The 18,770-nt window shown below is 49.1% G+C and carries 14 protein-coding genes; 5 read left to right on the top strand and 9 right to left on the bottom strand.

Annotated features, from left to right (window positions below):
* Positions 1–22 precede the first annotated feature (22 nt).
* Entirely contained in the window at positions 23–2,677 is a 2,655-nt protein-coding gene (gene mgtA / locus R3O62_RS17280) for a magnesium-translocating P-type ATPase (protein WP_122130455.1), read from the top strand.
* Between the two features lie 37 nt (positions 2,678–2,714).
* Here mgtA and R3O62_RS17275 read toward each other — a convergent pair whose 3' ends face one another.
* Complete coding sequence (locus R3O62_RS17275; RefSeq protein WP_317472782.1) at positions 2,715–5,759, bottom strand: ATP-binding protein; 3,045 nt, start codon at positions 5,757–5,759, stop codon at positions 2,715–2,717.
* Between the two features lie 331 nt (positions 5,760–6,090).
* Positions 6,091–6,621, bottom strand: a complete 531-nt coding sequence (locus tag R3O62_RS17270) for a DJ-1/PfpI family protein (protein WP_005778427.1) — start codon at positions 6,619–6,621, stop codon at positions 6,091–6,093.
* 166 nt (positions 6,622–6,787) lie between these two features.
* Between R3O62_RS17270 and R3O62_RS17265 the strand changes: the two genes are divergently transcribed.
* A complete protein-coding gene (locus tag R3O62_RS17265) occupies positions 6,788–7,141 on the top strand; it encodes a winged helix-turn-helix transcriptional regulator (protein WP_186992688.1) in 354 nt (117 codons plus the stop codon).
* Positions 7,138–7,587: a GNAT family N-acetyltransferase gene (locus R3O62_RS17260; RefSeq protein ID WP_005806711.1), complete on the top strand. Its 450-nt coding sequence runs from the start codon at positions 7,138–7,140 to the stop codon at positions 7,585–7,587. The genes R3O62_RS17265 and R3O62_RS17260 overlap by 4 nt, the downstream gene beginning before the upstream one ends.
* On the opposite strand, the gene R3O62_RS17255 is transcribed toward R3O62_RS17260, so the two are convergent.
* The gene (locus tag R3O62_RS17255; RefSeq protein WP_234058619.1) at positions 7,563–8,636 is read right to left on the bottom strand and encodes a substrate-binding domain-containing protein; all 1,074 of its coding nucleotides are present in this window, start codon (positions 8,634–8,636) and stop codon (positions 7,563–7,565) included. The genes R3O62_RS17260 and R3O62_RS17255 overlap by 25 nt on opposite strands.
* 280 nt (positions 8,637–8,916) lie before the next feature.
* On the opposite strand from R3O62_RS17255, the gene R3O62_RS17250 reads away from it, so the two are divergent.
* Together R3O62_RS17250 and R3O62_RS17245 are read left to right on the top strand one after the other, a co-directional pair.
* Complete coding sequence (locus tag R3O62_RS17250; protein ID WP_317472778.1) at positions 8,917–9,942, top strand: sugar kinase; 1,026 nt, start codon at positions 8,917–8,919, stop codon at positions 9,940–9,942.
* Positions 9,943–9,964: 22 nt separating this feature from the next.
* On the top strand, positions 9,965–10,633 hold the full coding sequence (locus R3O62_RS17245) for a bifunctional 4-hydroxy-2-oxoglutarate aldolase/2-dehydro-3-deoxy-phosphogluconate aldolase (protein WP_044300264.1): 669 nt from the start codon (positions 9,965–9,967) through the stop codon (positions 10,631–10,633).
* 125 nt (positions 10,634–10,758) lie between these two features.
* Here R3O62_RS17245 and R3O62_RS17240 read toward each other — a convergent pair whose 3' ends face one another.
* The 6 genes from R3O62_RS17240 to R3O62_RS17215 form a co-directional block, all read right to left on the bottom strand.
* Positions 10,759–11,283, bottom strand: a complete 525-nt coding sequence (locus tag R3O62_RS17240; RefSeq protein WP_080783798.1) for a threonine/serine exporter family protein — start codon at positions 11,281–11,283, stop codon at positions 10,759–10,761.
* Positions 11,280–12,053 (bottom strand): threonine/serine exporter family protein, encoded by a 774-nt coding sequence (locus R3O62_RS17235; RefSeq protein ID WP_005778412.1) that lies wholly within the window; start codon positions 12,051–12,053, stop codon positions 11,280–11,282. Before R3O62_RS17235 ends, R3O62_RS17240 begins: the two co-directional genes overlap by 4 nt.
* Before the next feature lie 705 nt (positions 12,054–12,758).
* Complete coding sequence (locus tag R3O62_RS17230; RefSeq protein ID WP_005778408.1) at positions 12,759–13,085, bottom strand: DUF2149 domain-containing protein; 327 nt, start codon at positions 13,083–13,085, stop codon at positions 12,759–12,761.
* A complete protein-coding gene (locus R3O62_RS17225) occupies positions 13,082–13,684 on the bottom strand; it encodes a MotA/TolQ/ExbB proton channel family protein (protein ID WP_005778404.1) in 603 nt (200 codons plus the stop codon). Before R3O62_RS17225 ends, R3O62_RS17230 begins: the two co-directional genes overlap by 4 nt.
* Positions 13,685–13,722: 38 nt before the next feature.
* The gene (locus R3O62_RS17220) at positions 13,723–14,412 is read right to left on the bottom strand and encodes a hypothetical protein (protein ID WP_032540478.1); all 690 of its coding nucleotides are present in this window, start codon (positions 14,410–14,412) and stop codon (positions 13,723–13,725) included.
* 8 nt (positions 14,413–14,420) lie between these two features.
* Positions 14,421–18,686, bottom strand: a complete 4,266-nt coding sequence (locus R3O62_RS17215) for a cobaltochelatase subunit CobN (RefSeq protein WP_317472777.1) — start codon at positions 18,684–18,686, stop codon at positions 14,421–14,423.
* Positions 18,687–18,770 lie beyond the last annotated feature (84 nt).

Here is an 18,770-nt window from a genome sequence, read left to right as displayed (position 1 = left end):
TCTCTAAAAAAAATGTACTATGATGATTTTTAGAAAGAAACAAACAGACAAGACTGTGCAGTTCAATACCGAGAAGGTATTTCTGGCAGCAACCCAACCGCTGAAGTTGGTGTATGGCTATTTTTGTACTACCCCCCACGGACTCTCGGAGGAGGATGCGGAAGAGCGGCTTAAAAGCTGCGGTGAGAATAAAATCGTGCAAGAGACGCACCCCAATCCGCTTCTGATGTTTTGCAAAACCTTTATCAACCCCTTTATCGGTGTACTGATGGCACTTGTGCTTGTGTCGTTGGTGCTCGACGTCTGGATGGCCCGGCCCGAAGAGCGGGAGTGGACCAGTATCCTTGTCATCGGAAGTATGGTGATGCTGAGTGTCGTGTTGCGCTTCTCGCAGGAGTGGCGCTCCGGCAAGGCTTCGGATGCTTTGCAAAAGATGGTGAAAAATACCGCATCCGTCATTCGTAGCGGTGCCCCGGAGTCGTACGAGATCAACATTACAGATTTGGTGCCGGGAGACATCATCTGTCTGGCTGCCGGAGATATGATTCCGGCCGATGTCCGCGTCATCGAGTCGAAAGACCTGTTCGTCAGCCAGTCCTCGTTGACCGGAGAATCCGATGCCATAGAGAAGTGTGCCGTATTGGCGGAGGATCGTCACCGTTCCGGTAGTGTGGTCGAGCTTGATGATATTTGCTTCATGGGCTCCAATGTAGTGAGCGGTTCGGCACGTGCCATTGTTTTCGGTACAGGGCGAGATACCTATCTGGGCACCATCGCCCGGAGTATCGTCGGCGTACGTGCGCAGACGGCATTCGATAAAGGAATCAGCAATGTCAGTCTTTTGCTGATCCGTTTCATGCTGGTGATGGTGCCTCTGGTGTTTCTCATCAACGGAGTGACGAAAGGCGACTGGTTCGAAGCCTTTATTTTTGCCATTTCCGTAGCCGTGGGACTGACTCCTGAGATGCTTCCGATGATTGTCACCGCTAACCTGAGCAAAGGAGCTGTCTCTATGGCTAAGAAAAAGACCATTGTCAAGAACCTCAACGCCATCCAGAATTTCGGGGCGATGGACATTCTTTGCACCGATAAGACCGGGACACTGACCCGCGACCACATTGTGCTGGAAAAGTTTATCAATGCTGACGGGAGCGAGGATCACGAGTGCCGCGTACTCCGTCATGCCTATTTCAACAGTTATTTCCAGACGGGGCTGAAGAATCTGATGGATCGTGCCATCCTTTCACATGTTCGTGAGTTACAGTTGGATTATCTCAGGGATGCTTATACCAAGGTAGACGAAATCCCATTCGACTTTACCCGCCGACGTATGTCCGTGGTGGTGGAAGACGAACAGAGGAAGCGTCAGATCATCACCAAGGGAGCGGTAGAGGAGATGCTTGCAATCTGCACTCATGCAGAGTTCGGCAAAACCGTTCACGAGTTGACCGATGAGCTGCGGCGGAAAGCCTTTGTCATCAGTGAGCAGATGAACAAAGAAGGTATGCGTGTGCTGGCGGTGGCACAAAAGAGTTGGGTAGAAAAAGAACATGATTTTTCTGTCGAAGACGAATCCGGAATGGTGCTGATCGGTTATCTCGCTTTTCTCGACCCTCCCAAACCTTCGGCAGCCAATGCCATCCGGCAGCTCCATAGCCATGGAGTCGATGTGAAAGTGCTGTCCGGTGATAACGAAGCGGTCGTACGTACCATCTGCCGTCAGGTGGGAGTCGATACGGCCTGTACGCTGAACGGTACGGAGATAGAGCGGCTGACGGATGAAGAACTGAAGTTGAGAATACGGCAGACTACCGTGTTTGCGAAGCTGGCTCCCATGCAGAAGACCCGTATCATTACCTTGCTGCAGGAATTGGGACATACGGTGGGCTTTCTGGGTGACGGCATCAATGATGCTTCCGCCCTGCGCCAGTCCGATGTGGGTATATCTGTGGATACGGCTGTGGACATCGCCAAGGAGAGTGCCGACATCATTCTGCTGGAGAAGGATCTGATGGTGCTTGAAGATGGAGTGATAGAGGGACGCAGAACGTTTGGCAACATTATGAAGTACATCAAGATGACTGCCAGTTCTAACTTTGGCAATATGTTCAGCGTGCTGGCTGCCAGTGCCTTTCTGCCTTTCCTGCCTATGCTGCCTGTTCATCTGCTTGTTCAGAATCTGCTGTACGATACGTCGCAGTCCACCATTCCGTTCGACCGAATGGATCCGGAGTACCTGATGAAGCCGCGCAAATGGGATGCATCCGACCTGAGCCGTTTTATGATTTTTATCGGTCCGGTCAGTTCTATTTTCGACATAGCCTTATTTCTGGTCATGTGGTATGTGTTCGGTTGCAACTCTCCCGAACATCAGACTCTCTTTCAGTCCGGTTGGTTTGTAGAGGGCTTGCTGTCGCAAACGTTGATTGTACATATGATCCGTACCCGCAAGATCCCGTTTATTCAGAGTACGGCATCCTGGCCGGTATTAGGACTAACGTCCGTCATCATGGTTCTGGGAATCGTCATTCCCTTCACGCAGTTTGGGGCTTCCATCGGGTTGATGCCGTTGCCGCTCAGTTATTTCCCCTGGTTGGCAGGCATCCTGCTGAGCTATTGTGTGCTGACGCAGCTTATTAAACAATGGTATGTGAAGCGGTTTACGAAGTGGCTGTAAACACGAATAAAGACCTTAAAAACGGGTCATCCTGTTGTTATAGCAGGATGATCCGTTTCTGCATAATCTCTTTGAGCTGTGCCTGTAACTGGCGCGCATTGATGGGTTTGGGCATGTATCCGTCGAAACCGCTTTCCATCACCCGCTGTTCGTCCGAAGCGTAGGCAAAGGCCGTAACTGCGATGATAGGTACTTTGGCCGAATATTTACGGATCTCTTTAGTGGCTTCATATCCGTCCATGACCGGCATGTTGATGTCCATCAGGATAATCTGCGGATCTTCTTTGCGGAATATTTCTACGGCTTCGCGGCCGTCCCAGGCATGAAGCAGGCGGTAATCCTGGCGGAGGATGGACTCAAATAACCTGAAGTTGCTTTCGTTGTCTTCGGCAATCAGGATGGTCAGTTTGTCTTTCTCTACCGCAATGGGCTGTATAACTGTTTTCCGGACAGGTTCAGCTGTCGATGCGGCTTCGTAAGGGAGGGTAAACCAGAATGTGGAACCTTTACCTTTCTCAGACTCCACACCGATGTGTCCGCCCATGTGGTTGACCAGTGTCTGGCAGATGGATAGTCCGAGCCCTGTGCCTTGTGCGAAACTGTTCAGTTTGACGAATCGGCCGAATATGCTTTCCTGCTCGTCCTTGGCAATGCCGCAACCGGTGTCGGCAACGTAGAAATAAAGCTCTTTTTCGCGAAGCTCGTAGCCAAAGCGGATACTCCCTTTCTCGGTGAACTTGATGGCATTGGTCACCAGATTGATGATCAGCTGGGAAACACGGTTCTTTTCCAGATGAACCAGGCAGCGGTCTGCCGGAGGTACGAATTCCAATTTCACGGCTTCGGATTTCATCTTGAGCTGCAACGTGCTTTCCAGCTCTTTCATTACGGCATTCAGCTCGACGTTGGAGTATTGGAACTCAAGGGTGCCGGCTTCTATTTTCGACAGGTCGAGGATGTCGCTGATCAGTTGTAAGAGCAGGGTGTTGTTATTTTCGATGATGTTGACGTATTCCCGTTTTTCTTCTTCCTCATCGGTAGATGCCAAGATACCCGAAAAGCCTACGATGGCATTCAGCGGAGTACGGATTTCATGGCTCATGTTGGCAAGGAAAGCCGATTTCAGACGGTTGGATTCTTCGGCGCGGTCTTTGGCCGTGGTAAGTTCCATCTCCATCTTTTTTCGTTTGGTAATGACCAGTGAAGAGCCTACCAGCGTGGTAGGATTTCCGTTTTCGTCGCGGGATTCTACGGCGGCCTGAGCTTCTACCCATTCCACTTTGTGGGTGTGGTTCTGTACGTTGATAACCCGGTATTCCTCCTTTACCTTGTCCGTGCGACCTTCAATCAGGTCTTTGTATGCCTGTTCCACCCGTTTGCGGTCTTCTTTGAATATCTTTGAGAAGTATTGCGTGTCCGGCACGGCCAGTTGCTCGTCGTTCACGCTGTTGCCGGGTGAACTGAGTTCGATGGGTTTGTTGATGTCACACAGGATGGTTTTGCTGAGCAGATCCCATTTCCATGGAATGATATTTGCCACATCCAATGCCATCGACAGCTTGTGGTTGGTGGCGGTCAGTTTTTGTTGTGCCAGGTGTAATTCGGTACTGTCCAGACAAAAAATATCAACCACGTTATTCTGATGGGTACCTTTGAGGACGATATCATAGAACCGATTGATTTTCTTGAAATAGTATGGGAAAGTAACGACCCGGTTTTCCTTGAGTGACATCTGGATGAAGTGCAGGAACTCGGGGAGGGATTCGGGAAACATCTCACTTGCTTTCTTGCCTACCGCATCTTCTCTGCGGAAAAAATTCTGTTCGAAATGGGGGTTTACGTTCAGGTAGATCAAATCTATGCCTATACCTTGTTCGTTTGTTATCAGCTTTTCCTGCATATAGAGGATGGGCATGTTGTTGATCAGGTTTTTATAGCTGGTCATGGTCTCTATCTCTTTCAACTGTGTTTTCTTGAGCCTGTTCAGTGTGCGGATGCGGTACTGGAAAAACAGGACGAGCAGGACGATGGAGATGCATGTACCTATAAGGAAGTAGCTGTATTGTTCCCAGAAGGTGCGCGGTTTGTTGATGAAATACGTGTTGGCCGGACATAAGTCGGGAGAAAATCCTTTATGGATCAGTGTCTCATAATTGATGATGGGCATACCGTCCAGAGGATAATAGTAAGGGAGGGTGCGGGGTTGCCTGCCATTCAGTACATAGGAAAATATACCGAGAAGCCGCTTGTCGAATTCTGTCTGATTGTAAGAATATCCTCCGGTCATCCCGCTGCTTTTGTCTTTTACGTCAATGGTGCTGAGGGCAAACAGGGGAGGTGAAACAGTAGAAACAATTTTGGGTGATACGATAGACAGTGAAGTGTTGCCCGCAAACTTCCGCTTATAGAACCAGGAAGAAAACAGGATGCCGGTGGTCCGGGGATCGACAAAGTTGAGAGAGTCGATCAGTTGGTTGGTTTCCAGAATATTCTCAGGAGATAAAAAAGTATATTGGACCCCGGGATGGCTGGATTGTAATACTTCCTGTATTTCTATACTGTTCGTTTGATTGACGAATCTCTGATCGCCTACATAAATCAGCTTTTTCATATCGGGAAGGATATGAAACATTAACTCCAGGTTTTCACGTATGTATTGGTTGGAGTAAAGAAGGACGAGGTTATAGGGTTGGGCCAGTTCGGTCAGCGGGATTCGTTCGGACGGAGGGACGGGGTGTTTCCTCAAATAATATTCTCTGGGACCGATGTAGTCTTTTTCGGAGCAGAGTATGATCGGGACATCACCCCATACCTTTCTGAAGTCGTCCCGCAACATCAAGGTGGAATTACCCAGCAATAATAGTGCGCGCGGAGAATGGGAACCATACTTCTCGAACAGGTTGGTCTTGAATTCACACAGTGTACTGTCATTATCCATCATCAAGAGATTCATGTGTTCGGCATAAATGGCTAAGTGAGGATCATCCTTGACAAATTCGGTTGCTGTAAAGATCAGGCGGTTGCTCCATGCGAAGGCTTCCGTATAGGTGTTAATGACCAGAATATAGTCTTTGGTATTCATTGCCTCTTTTTGGGCGGATACAGGGATTACTGATAGGAAACATGTGAAAAGAACCAACAGTTTTCTCAGTAATGGGGTACAGAAAATGGATGTTACTCCAAAGGAAGTAGTCATAAAATTCTATTGAATGATGGCGATGTTTTGTTTATTCGACTGTAAAAGTATTAATAATAAATGAATTATGACCTGTTTTTACTTGATTATATGAAAAGGTTGAGGCAGAAGATCGAGTGAGGGTGGAAAACACAAAGTGTGCCGGGAAGCAGACGGGGCGTTATGAATAGCTTCCGGCACACTGTCGTGATAAGTGCTGTAACGGAGGTGTCCAGCGTTACTTCTTCAGAGCCTCAATCAGCTGAGGCATCATTGTCCAAAGGGTGTTTTCATCTTGTGCGGTATAGAAGTTACCGTCAATTTCCGATTTTCCGTCAGTCGCCTGTCCCGTCTGTATAGCGGGTTTGGCAAGCGGGTGGACGGCCAGCCTCTTTCCGGCGGTGATTCCGGTGAAATTGAACATCATGGCGGCGGCACAATGGCCGATCATAAGTTTGCCTTTTTCGCCAAATGCTTTGATTACTTCCATCAGGTCTACATTGTAGGCCTTTCCTGCATTGTCTTTGAATACCGGCACTGCGTCGCCACAAGCGAATACAAGTGCGTCAAATTCGTCTTCATGCCCTTTGAGATTGGCTATCACGTCATCGGCAAACAGGGTGATGCCGGAATTGGTCTTGATCTCCCGGGTATCTGACACCGCGAATACTTTGTACGGAATACCATTCTCGAAAAAACTTTCCAGATACTGGAACAAACCGAATCCGTTGACCGGATTGACTGCTAATACTGCAACTTTCTTTGCCATAACATAAATTATTAAGTGAAACAATAGTTATCTTTCGTAAGTTTATTACTTTTGTGCTTGCAAATGTATGTTTCTCTGTGCGGATAAACAAGAACGAACTTCAGAATAAGGAACTTACATAGAGATAACTATTGCTGGAACTCAATGGAATAGAAAAGATTAAAAAATGAAAAATTTTCATCCTTCAGGGACATGTCCTATCAGGGACGTACTGTGCCGGCTGGGCGACAAGTGGTCGATGCTGGTATTGGTGACGCTGAACGCGAACGGAACGATGCGCTTCAGTGACATTCATAAAACGATTGATGACATTTCGCAACGGATGCTGACTGTCACGCTTCGAACACTGGAAACCGACGGATTGGTACAACGAAAGGTGTATGCGGAGGTGCCCCCACGAGTGGAGTATTGCCTGACGGAGACGGGACGCAGTCTGATTCCGCATGTAGAGGCGTTGGTAGGCTGGGCACTGGACCACATGACGGTGATTCTTGAACACAGGGAAGGAGAAAGGAAATGAAGGTAGAGCAAGTGTTTTCTGACAAGAAGCGTTTCCTCGATTTGCTCCTGCTGGCAGACGAACAGGAGGATATGGTGGACCGCTATCTGGAACGTGGGGAGATGTTTACCTTGTACGACGGGGGAGAGCTCAGAGCGGCTTGTGTGGTGACCAACGAGGGGGAAGGTATTTACGAACTGAAGAATATCGCGACTTATCCGGAGAGCCAGCGCAAGGGCTACGGCAGATATCTGGTTGAATTCTTGTTCCGTCACTATTCGGACAGATGCTCGGTTATGTTTGTGGGGACGGGCGATACTCCACACTCACTTTCGTTCTATCAGTCTTGCGGATTTGTCCCTTCCCACCGCGTTGAGAATTTCTTTACCGACCATTATGATCATCCCATCTGTGAAGATGGAATTTTGCTCCGGGATATGGTTTATCTGAAGAGGGAAAAGTTATAATAGTCGATGTTTTCTTTGGTCAGAAGGTCAATTGGCATGTAGTTGGTGCATGTCACCTCCTTTTTGAATATCAGGTGGTCACATAGAGTCCTGATACTGTTGAATCCTTGCAACTCCGGTTGCTGGGCAATCAGAAAAGAGACGGTGCCATCCTTCAGGCAAGCCACATTCCGTTCGAGCAGGTCGTAACCGATCAGGTTGATATTGTTTTTCCGACGCATTTTCAAGTATTCACCGATGATGTATACTTTCGAATTGAACGTGATCCCGTTCTTCACTTCCGGATGTTCGCTGAAGAAATCGTCCAGCATACGGTTGTCTTCAATATTCGGGGCGGCGTGCAGGTCGAGTTCAAGGATATTGCAGTCGGGATGATGCTCCCGCATATATTGGCGGAAACCGATTTCACGGTTTTCCTGCTGGTTCGATCCGATCACCCCTTCGTGTATCTTACGGAAAATCACGATCTCCCGGTCGTTTCCGGCAAGCAGCATCAGCATACGTGCCGCAAAGTATCCGCTTTGGTGGGAGTTCTGACCGAAGAAGGCGAGGGGAGGGACATCTTTTATTTGTGAATCGATGTATATATAAGGTATACCCAACCCGTTCAGTGCATCGGTGAATTCTTTTGTGTATTGCGGTATGGTAGGAGCAAACATCACTCCGTCCGGGCGTTCTTCAATGACAGCCCGGCTGGTTGCTGCAAACGAATTGTAATCATAAGGATCGTAGTGAGTGATGTCCACTGAGATATTGAAATCGGAATATGTGCTAACCGCTTCACGGATACCTTTCTGCACGTCTGTCCAGTATTCACCTTCCAGATGCTTGGGTAACAGGCAGGCAAAAGTGTATTTCTTGTTGGAGGCCAGTGCACTGGCATACATATTGGGCTGGTAGTCCAGTTGCTTCAGGATTTCTTCCACCCGTTTCCGGCTTGCTTCCGATACTCCGCTACGGCCGTGGAGCACGCGGTCGACAGTTCCTACAGATACGTTTGCCAAACGGGCAATATCCTTGATTCTGATTCTTTCTGGCAATTTATTCATGCGTCTTCTTTATTTATGCGGGGTTTTGTGCCCGGACACAATAATAGTTTTATTTCTATGGACACAAATATATAATAATTTTTGTAATCATGAAAATCTGTGTATCTTTGTGTCCGCACACGGACTTTGCCGGTGTCTATTTTATACATTGCTATTGTTCATATATCCAGTATGTTATTGAGAAGATTGGGGGGTGAATAATAAATTGTAACTGAACAATTAAGATCGATCGTTTTAGAATAGAAACAAATTAAACTCAAAACTAACTAAATATAGAATTATGAGAAAGAAAGTCGTTACGTTAGGCGAAATTATGCTCAGGTTATCTCCTCCGGGAAATACTCGTTTTGTTCAATCGGACTCTTTCGATGTGGTGTACGGTGGGGGTGAGGCTAACGTAGCTGTGAGCTGCGCTAATTATGGCCATGATGCTTATTTTGTAACCAAGCTGCCTGAACATGAAATAGGGCAGTCGGCTGTAAATGCACTCCGCAAATATGGTGTGATGACAGATTATATTGCCAGGGGAGGCGACCGTGTCGGCATCTATTATTTGGAAACCGGTGTTGCCATGCGTCCCAGTAAGGTGATTTACGATCGTGCGCATTCCGCCATTGCCGAAGCCGATACGGTGGATTTCGATTTTGACAGGATTATGGAGGGAGCCGACTGGTTTCATTGGTCGGGTATTACTCCCGCCATTTCGGACAAAGCAGCCGAATTGACCCGTTTAGCATGTGAGGCTGCCAAGCGTCACGGGGTGACCGTGTCGGTCGATCTGAATTTCCGTAAGAAGCTGTGGACAAAGGAGAAGGCACAATCCGTGATGAAACCTTTGATGAAGTATGTAGATGTCTGCATCGGTAATGAAGAAGATGCGGAGCTTTGTCTGGGATTCAAGCCCGACGCGGATGTGGAAAGCGGACATACGGATGCCGAGGGGTATAAGGAGATTTTCCGGCGTATGTCGGAAGAGTTTGAATTCAGCTATGTTATCTCGACACTGCGTGAATCTTTCTCCGCGTCACACAATGGCTGGAAGGCCATGATTTATAATGGTAAGGAATTCTACGTTTCCAAGCACTATGACATCGATCCGATTGTCGACCGGGTAGGTGGTGGGGATTCGTTCTCCGGAGGCATTATCCATGGTCTGCTTACGAAGCCTACACAGGGTGAAGCGCTTGAATTTGCCGTGGCGGCATCGGCATTGAAGCATACCGTCAGCGGAGACTTCAATCTGGTTTCTGTGGCAGAAGTCGAGGCGCTGGCCGGAGGCGATGCGAGTGGACGTGTACAAAGATAAATTCAATTGTAAATAAATAGATATGGCTAAATTTGATAAAATGGCTGTCCTGACTAAGATGGGGACAACGGGCATGATTCCTGTATTCTATCACGAAGATGTGGAAGTGGCAAAGAAAGTGCTAAAGGCCTGTTATGAAGGTGGCGTCCGTGCTTTTGAATTTACAAACCGGGGGGATTTTGCCCAGGAGGTATTTGCCGGAATCGTGAAGTTTGCAACCCGTGAGTGTCCGGAAATGGCTATGGGTGTCGGTTCTGTAGTCGATCCGGCTACTGCGGCTTTATATATACAGTTGGGGGCTGACTTCGTGGTAGGGCCGCTATTCAATCCGGCGATTGCTAAGATATGCAATCGCCGGCTGATTGCATATACACCGGGATGCGGTTCGGTTTCGGAAGTGGGCTTTGCGCAGGAGGCCGGTTGTGATCTTTGCAAGATATTTCCGGGAGATGTATATGGTCCGAATTTTGTAAAAGGCCTGATGGCTCCGATGCCATGGTCCAAGTTGATGGTGACCGGTGGGGTGGAACCTACGAGGGAGAATCTGACGTCTTGGTTCAAGGCAGGTGCGTTCTGCGTAGGCATGGGGTCCAAATTGTTCCCGAAAGATAAAGTAACGGCCGGAGACTGGGGATATGTCACCGGGAAATGTGCCGAAGCCTTGGCTTACATTGCCGAAGCAAGGAAATAGGTGAAGTTTTCCGGTGTTTTTTTCACCACAGATTACACAGATTCCCACAGATTTTTGATTGTTCTTATCCATAAGATAAATCATTAATCTGTGGGAATCCGTGTAATCTGTGGTGAGCCTTTCTGTCAGGCCTTCTTTACCAGTTTCTTCAGTAAACGTGTAGCTGTGAATGACTGGCGGTGGAAGATAAATACCGGTATGGCAGCTCCTACAACCAGGGCAAACAACACAAAGATAGTGGTACTGCCATTGTGGAAGAAATCTACCAGATATTGCAAGGAGGCAGTTTCATCCTTGGTCTGCATAAACTTTGTCAGTGCCAGGATACTTTTATAAGCGAACATTCCCGGAATCATCGGCAGGAGAGACGGGAACGAGAATACCTCCGCCGGACAATGGATTGCCTTGGCAAAGGGGATGGCTAACAAACCGATGGAGACGGCAGCAAAGAAAGAGGCTGTGGCGATGTCCATCGTGAACAGATGCGTATGCATCAGGAAGTAGCGTAATCCGTGCCCAACGGCCGCCAGAAAAGCAGAGATCAATATGGCTTTCCGGGGTGGATTGGAGATGATGGCAAATCCGATGGCGGCAATGGCGGCGAATGCGCCGTCGAGTATAGTGGCGGTTATAAATTCTATATTCATCATAAAGTGCTGATTCCGGTGATTAAAAGGGTCATTGAAAGGCCGATTGCTATACAAATGATAAGCAGACAGGCATTAATAAATCTCGATGTTCCCGCCAGTACATGTCCGTCGATGATGTCCATGATGGAGTTGATCAGTGGTACACCCGGGATCAGGTAGAGGACGCTGGTACCCAAAGCCATATCCGGAGTGGTTCCCCAGTGCATCAGGTAGCCTGTGCTGCCGATCATCGAGGCGATGAACGAAGAGATGATGAATACTGCCAGATGATTCCAGTGACGTCCCATTAGTTCGGTACGGACGAAGAAGCCTGCCAGGGTGGCGGCGAATACGATCCCCATAGAAATAAAGTCACCTTGGAACAGGCGGCAGAATGACGCATTGGCAAAAGCAACGAGGATCAGTACGAGCCATTTGCTTTCGCGCGGCTTGCTGACTATTTCGTGATAACGTCGCTGGAGTTCAGTGAGAGACAGATGCTCGTCATACGCTTCCCAGCTCAGGGTGCTGAGGGCGGAGTTGATGGCGAAATTCAGCCCCATGGGTTTGATTTTGTTTACTGTGCTGTACGAGTGTGAGTTATCGGCGTCGCGTAACGTCATGATGATGGTTTTCTGAAAGATGGTCATGTCACAGAAAAAGCCGAAAGACTCGGCAATTCGCGATGTGTTTCGTACGATGCGTGATGTCTGTACACCTACGGCCATCAGGCTGGTGGAATATTCAGACAGGAATTTAGATAGTTCTTTTAATTCTTGGTGGATGTCCATAAGGTTTTGATCTTTTTACTCTTTCTTAAATCAGTGATACATACATGTTGCTTTTCCACATTTCCGGTGAAGGGAATGCGGTTGATGTGTCTGTATAGTGCTTCGATTCCGGTTTAGGTCTTAGATGGGGGATACCCTTTTTAACGGGTGAATTGCGTCTTTTCGGGGGACAAAGGTAATCAAAAAAATTGCAGGCAAAAGGAGAAGCAGGTTTCTTTTTGGAGAGTTGTTGATCTGTTTCAATTGAAAGGAAATGATATTTGCATAAAGGCGGAATTCCCGGAAAGTTTGTTTCCGGTTGTTATTCAGAGCCGTGAGACAGCATTGGGCTTTTGATTCGTGGGGGGGGAGAAAAAGATTTAAGAGTTTCCGAAAAAGACTTAAACGTTTTCTGAAAAGACTTAAACGTTTCGCTGAGAATGCTTAAGTGTTTCACTGAAAAGACTTAAATGTTTGAGGGCAAAAAGGTTCAGGTCTTTTGTTTGCCGGCCGACAACCGGATACTGAAATTCCCGTCTGCAGAGTGCCGGATGGGTATATCAGCAGTTCACCACAGAACAGCAGGCTACACAGAGAAGATAATTGCTTGGATTATCTGTAAACCGCATCTCTGTGTGATTTGCTGCTCTGTGGTGAAACAGACTCTTGACATGCCCTTTTATACGCTGTTTGCCAACTTTCGGGGGACAGTCCTGTCGAGAGTACTTATTCTTCCGGGACGTAGATGATTTCCCCGTTATCCAATTCATAGGCAATACCTACCTTCTTTCCCTTCTTGCCGCTTTTCTGCTGGTCTTCCGAAGGAGTATAACGGTTGATCTTCTGTCCTTCTTTGGTGATGATTTCCATATTCTCTTTTCCGGGGTTTTTCACCATGGTGTAGTCTTCCTGAGAGAACACTTCGGTCATGTTGTAGCGGCTGACAAGAGCTACCATCAAGGCTACGGCAAATACCATGGCTACATCGAACAGGTTCGATACGACGCTGATCGGGTCGGCATCTTCTTCTTTTCTGAGCAGGTTTCGTTTCATCGGGCCGCACGTTTTTCGTTCAACAATTCGGAAAGAAACTCCAGATTGGTCATATCCTGAAGATACCAGCGCTGTTTCACCTGTTGAGTGAGGAACCCTACGGCTCCAGCTACCAGTCCGACAACGGTAGTGGCAAAAGCGATCTGCATGTTATAGGCCATCGAAGCGATGTCACCGCTTGCCAGTCCGGCAAGGGCGGGACCCATCGGAATAAGTGTGCCCATCAGTCCGAGGATAGGGCCGAGCTTGGTCAATGTTTTAGAAATGGCGAGGTCTTTGTCGGCTGCGATCTCGAAGTTGGCGAGCAGGCGTTGTACCTGTGCCGGACTATCGTGTGCTTCGAGTACCTGGCGGATATAGGATATGACGAGGGATGATGATTTCTCCGGCAATTTGGCTGCCAGTTCAGTAACAGTGGCAGGAGTGAGTGCGTTCAGTTCGTTGCGGAGCAGTGCCTCTGTCTTGCGTATCGAAAGATACTGTCCGTAGAAACTGCCGACCAACAGAAGTGCACGGCCGAATAATACGATAAGCAATACGATAACAGGAACGAGCAGTCCTGTAGAAATCCAATATAAAATGTCTGATATGATATTCATTGTCGATCAGTTTTAAAAAGTTGATTTACCTGTTGTTTTTATGATTGATTACTTTTTTTCTTCAGTCTCCACCATCCGAGTCCGATGGCGCTGCCGATGACGGTTATTCCTCCGACGCCGGCCAGTGCTCCCCAGTTCACTTCACTGACTCCGGCTACGGAAGTCCGTCCGTTCACGGTAGCGACAATCCCCAGGATGGCTACCAATGCGTTAGTGAGGAAGAAGAGTTCCAACCGCAGTTCTTTCTCTGGAAGGAGATAGAGCAGCACCCGGCGTCCCACGGGGATGGCTATTAACACACAAGCGGCATACCCCCACGCCACGGTGGTGAATGGTGTCCCCGGGAAAGCAAAGATAAGATAGACCAGCCCGCTGAATAATACCGGGAAGATAAGCAGTCCCGGAAACCATCTCAGGAATCGGTAGGTGAGCAGCGTGCGGGGCTTTACCGGATAGGCACTGGCAACGTGTACCGCCAGCATGGCATAGGCCATCTGGAGGCTGACCTCGATAGTCAGTAAAACGGAAGTGTCCAGCATCAGGGCGGTGTTGCCCAGCCAGTCGGCAATCTGTGTTTTCGACTGCTCGATGGCATACGGCCACATCAGTCCCGCAAACAGGGCGGCAACGGCAGCGATGATGCCTACCGCTACTGCTTTCCAGAAAGTCTGTTTCAGCAGAAAGTTGAATGCTATTAACAGCATTAATACAAGTACGACTGTATCCATACTCCTGATTATTCTGATGTTTTACGACGTTTGCGGACAAAGAGTACGAGTGCCAGTATCACCACTACTACGGCTGCACCCACGGCAATGTTGCTCAGGGTTGTCTTTTGTTCTTCCGGTGTCTGGTTTATCTCTTCTTTCTTCATCACCATTCCTTTGGCATCGCCCGAAGCTTTTGCTTCACGTATCCTGGTGATGTTTTCCTTGTACTGTGCGGCAGCCGGAGCATCCGACTTGGAAGCGATGTATTCGCGCAGTTTGGCATTGTCGCATACAAAACCCGAGCACGACGGACGATACTTGTTTACCGTTTCGGTATGGAGTTTTGCCAGTTCGGCAACCTGCTCGGCGCTTGCTTTCCACAGACCTTTGCGGGCACTTTCGAGCATGACGGCAGTCATCTCTTCAAGGGCGGCGGGACTTTGTGTTTCGAAGAACTCTTTCACGTTCAGATTGTATTCGTCTTTTACGTATACATTGTAAATGTTGTCCCAAAGTTCTTTGTCGATGGCGGCAGGTTTCATCACGTTCCAGCCATATGTATTGGTTACAGTTTCGGCAAACTCGGCGGCAGAGGAAGAACCGCCTTTCATCTTCTCTTTGATGTAAGCGGGGTTGAGGATGGTGGTGCGGCTTTCTACACCGACAGCCTCTTTGACTTCTTGCATGCGCATGTGGTTACGGTTGCGATAATCGCTCAGGTAAGCGTCGGGGTCCTTGCCGGTCACGTTGCGTACGGCAAGGTTCATGCCTCCCATAAACTCGTATACGTGGTCGAGACTCAGTGCCCCCCATGTATTGCTCTGACGAGGCTGAACCACTACATCCGTACGGGTCAGTGCGGCTTCAAAAGCATATTTCCGGAAGGCCTCCCAGTTCTTTTCGCTACCGTAGTAAGCACCCATATTATTAAGGTAAGTGGCGGCTATTTCTGATTCATTTTCCCAGCGGTCACCGGATTCGACCATCTCCTGGATACCTGTGCCGTACATTCCGTTGGCACCGCCGAACACACGGAAAGCAGCCATCTCACGGGCATCCTTCGGGCTTACCCCTTTCTCGGTCAGTGCCCGTTCGGCTTCTACCACACTTGCCGCTACCTGGTTTTCATATTTGTCGTCTTTGGCAGCCGCGGCCATCTCTACCGCACGGTTGATCAGGAAAAGGCGGGATGCTGCAATATCACGGAGCTGTCCCGATGTCTGTACCACTACGTCGATACGGGGGCGCCCCAATTCGGCCGATGGAATCAGCTTCAAGTCACTGACACGCCCGAAGGCGTCACGAACCGGCTCTACACCGAGCATATACAATACCTGTGCGATGGTAGCTCCTCCCGTTTCAATGAATTCGGCAGACCAGAGTGTGTAGCTGACTTTACGGGGAATGCTGTCGTTATGACGGCTTCGGTAAGTTTCGATGGTTTGTTTGGCCAGTGCCACTCCTTTTTCCCAGGCCGACTCCGAAGGAGTGGCTTCTGCGTTGATGGCGTACATGTTGCGTCCTGTAGGCAGAGTGTTGGGGTTTGCAATCGGATCACCACCGGGTGAAGGCGCAGTGTATCCGCCATTCAGGGCATTGACCAGGCTGGCGAGCTCTTTCTCGGGACTGTCGGCCAACTCTGTCTTATAGTTACCCACGTTTCGGATGGTGCGTTCCACCTCCGTCAAGGCAAGGGCGAAGTTGATTTCCTCTTTGCTGTATTCTTTTTGGGCAGGTTTCTTTCCCACTTTTTGAGGATTCATCTTTGCTTCCATCTTCTTCAGGGCTTCCGGACTGGCACCCATTTTCTTTGCCATTTCCATGGCCTTGGACGAATCCATGTGAGCACCCATCTCTTTCATTTTCTCCTTCATGGCTTCCGGCATCTTATGTGTTGCCTTTCCGGTCTTGTCCTCTGCCTTGTTTTTGGCAGCGGCAGCCATCATCATCGCCATCATTCCTTTCGGAGCATTGCGTGAAGCTTCTATTTCGCGTGCTTTCGCCAGTTCTTCGGGGCTGACACCGGCTGTACGGCAGATCAGTTCGTCTGTTGCCAGTGCAGGGTTGCTTATCAGTTTTTCTACCAAAGCACGGGCCGGATTCAGGTAACGCTGCGTAAAGAGGGAGCGGTGCTTCTCTACATCGGCTGTCGCTTTGCCACGTTGTTTGTCGAGTGACAGGAGGCTGTAAGCTATCGGCTCGGTTGCCATGGCAAGTACGGAAGAAGTGATACGCTCCGGTTCATAGGGTATACCCATTGTATAAAGCTGTCCGGTGATTTTTTCCGTGGCCAGTTCTTCGGCGAAGTTCTCCACACGTGCCACTTCATCCTCGCTGTATGGGCGGGTCAGTAAGCTATCCAGTCCCAGTTCACGGTGAATGCCCAGTTTTACGGTGAGTGCTTTCACGGCAAGCGACTGCTTCTCTTTCGATCCGGTGGTATTATTGTAAATCTTGATTTTCTCCATCAGGTCACGGTAGATACCCCGTACGCTACTTTCGAGGAAAGGAGGCGTGAGGTAAGATTGCAGGGTGGCATACGAACGGCGTTTGGCTATCATGCCTTCTCCCACGTTGCCGATGGAATAAATGTAAAGGTGCGGAAGAGTTCCCACAAGGCGGTCGGGCCAGTCGTTGCTGCACAGCGCCACCTGTTTCCGTGGAGTGAATTCAAGGCTTCCGTGCGTACCGAAGTGAATCATCGCATCTGCCTTGAACCCGTGTTGCATCCAGAGGTACGAAGCGATGTAAGTGTGGGGAGGTGCGGCATTGGTGCCATGCACCACCTGGAAGGCATTGTCTCCGCTGCCGGCTGCCACCTGCGGCATCAGTACTACATTGCCGAACTGCAACCGTGCGATGCCCAGACGTCCGTCGGACGTAGTCATGTATTGGCCGGGGAACTCACCGTTGGCAGCTACCACTTCAGCGTATTTCTCGGGACGGAGCGATGCTTTCACCCAGCTTTCGTATTGCTCTTTGGTCACCAGTTCGGGGTTACCGGTTTTCATAAATTCATCAAAAGCTCCCTCTGCATACATGCCGAATACGGCTCCCTGTGCCTGGATCATTTTCTCCAGGTCCTTGGCATTGGCAGGGAGGTTTTCCACCCGGTAACCTTCTTTCTTCATCCTCAACAGCAGGTTGTAGAGCGAGGGGCCTACTTCCATTCCGCTTGCTGTCAGCGCATTCTGTCCGGGACCTTTATAGTAGACGATGGCTATGTGCTTCTCGCTGTTGGGTTTTGTTTTCAGGGAGAGGTAGTTGTTCACTGTGCTTACGAACGTTTCCAACCGTTCGGGAACAGCAAATGAATGTTGCAATCCTTCGTCATCTTTGTATTGGGCAAAGAGGGCGAACGGGCGGATGGCACCGTCAATTTCCGGTGTCACTACGCTTTGCGAAAGAAACCCGCCGGACATACCCATCGGGTCGTTTTCCCAGTCTTCCACCAGACTGTTGATGGTGAGTGGGGCGAAGAGAGGAATGTTGTGCTCTTTCAGATATTCCACCATGGCGTCGCCCATGCGTCCATGTGCCATGTTGATAACGGCATCCGGTCCGATTTCACGGACGAACTCCATGAACCGGGTGAAAGAAGAAACCGGATACACGTTGTGTCCCGCCTCTTCGAGTGCTTTAATCAGTTCCGTGGCATCCGCCATCTGTCCGGTGATCACAATCTTGCGTGCCCCCTCTTTATAGAGTCCGTTTTCGCGGAGAAACTTTTCATAATCGGACACGTTTAGGAATTCCATTTCGTCATCCGGATTTTTCACTCCGGCGTGGTAGAGAAGATCGGTCGGTTTCTCTACCGGTGCTTCCGGTGCAGGTGCCGAGATCAGCTTGCCGTCAATCTCTTTGCGGACATACGAAAGCAGATTCCGGTAGTTTACCTTTCCGGCATGGGTAAGATATTGGCGTATCTGTTTCATCTGTACCGAATCGAGGTTGCAGATATTGTTTGCGGGGTTTGTTGCCATGGAGGTGTACACCGGTACGCCTTTGTCGGCTGCCCGTTGTATCAGTTGGCGCTGCTCTTCGACGATGCGCAATCCCATACCGTTGACGAACACCATATCGTAGTTCGTCAGTTCGTCCAGGTGATCCGTAGAGACTTCTCTTAGTTTGACAAACGAGTTGTCGTTCGCCTTTGAAATATTTCCCAGATTGATGGTCTGGAAATTGACAAAGGCAATCTTCGTGGCACTGAAACAGGTCCGCCAGACAAATACTCCGACGAGTATTGCCGCGGCCACGCAACAGGCTGTGATGATTTGTTTCTTTTTCATATTGCTTCTTGTTCTTTGGTTTATTTCGTTCTTACTAAATGCCGATCGTACGATTGGAAATACCGGCTGACTTAGCCTCTTCCG

It is taken from the genome of Bacteroides hominis, from assembly GCF_033042785.2.
Classification (GTDB): Bacteria; Bacteroidota; Bacteroidia; order Bacteroidales; family Bacteroidaceae; genus Bacteroides; species Bacteroides hominis.
The sequence above is the reverse complement of the archived record's forward strand: the minus strand, read 5'-3'. Positions and strand labels throughout refer to the sequence as shown.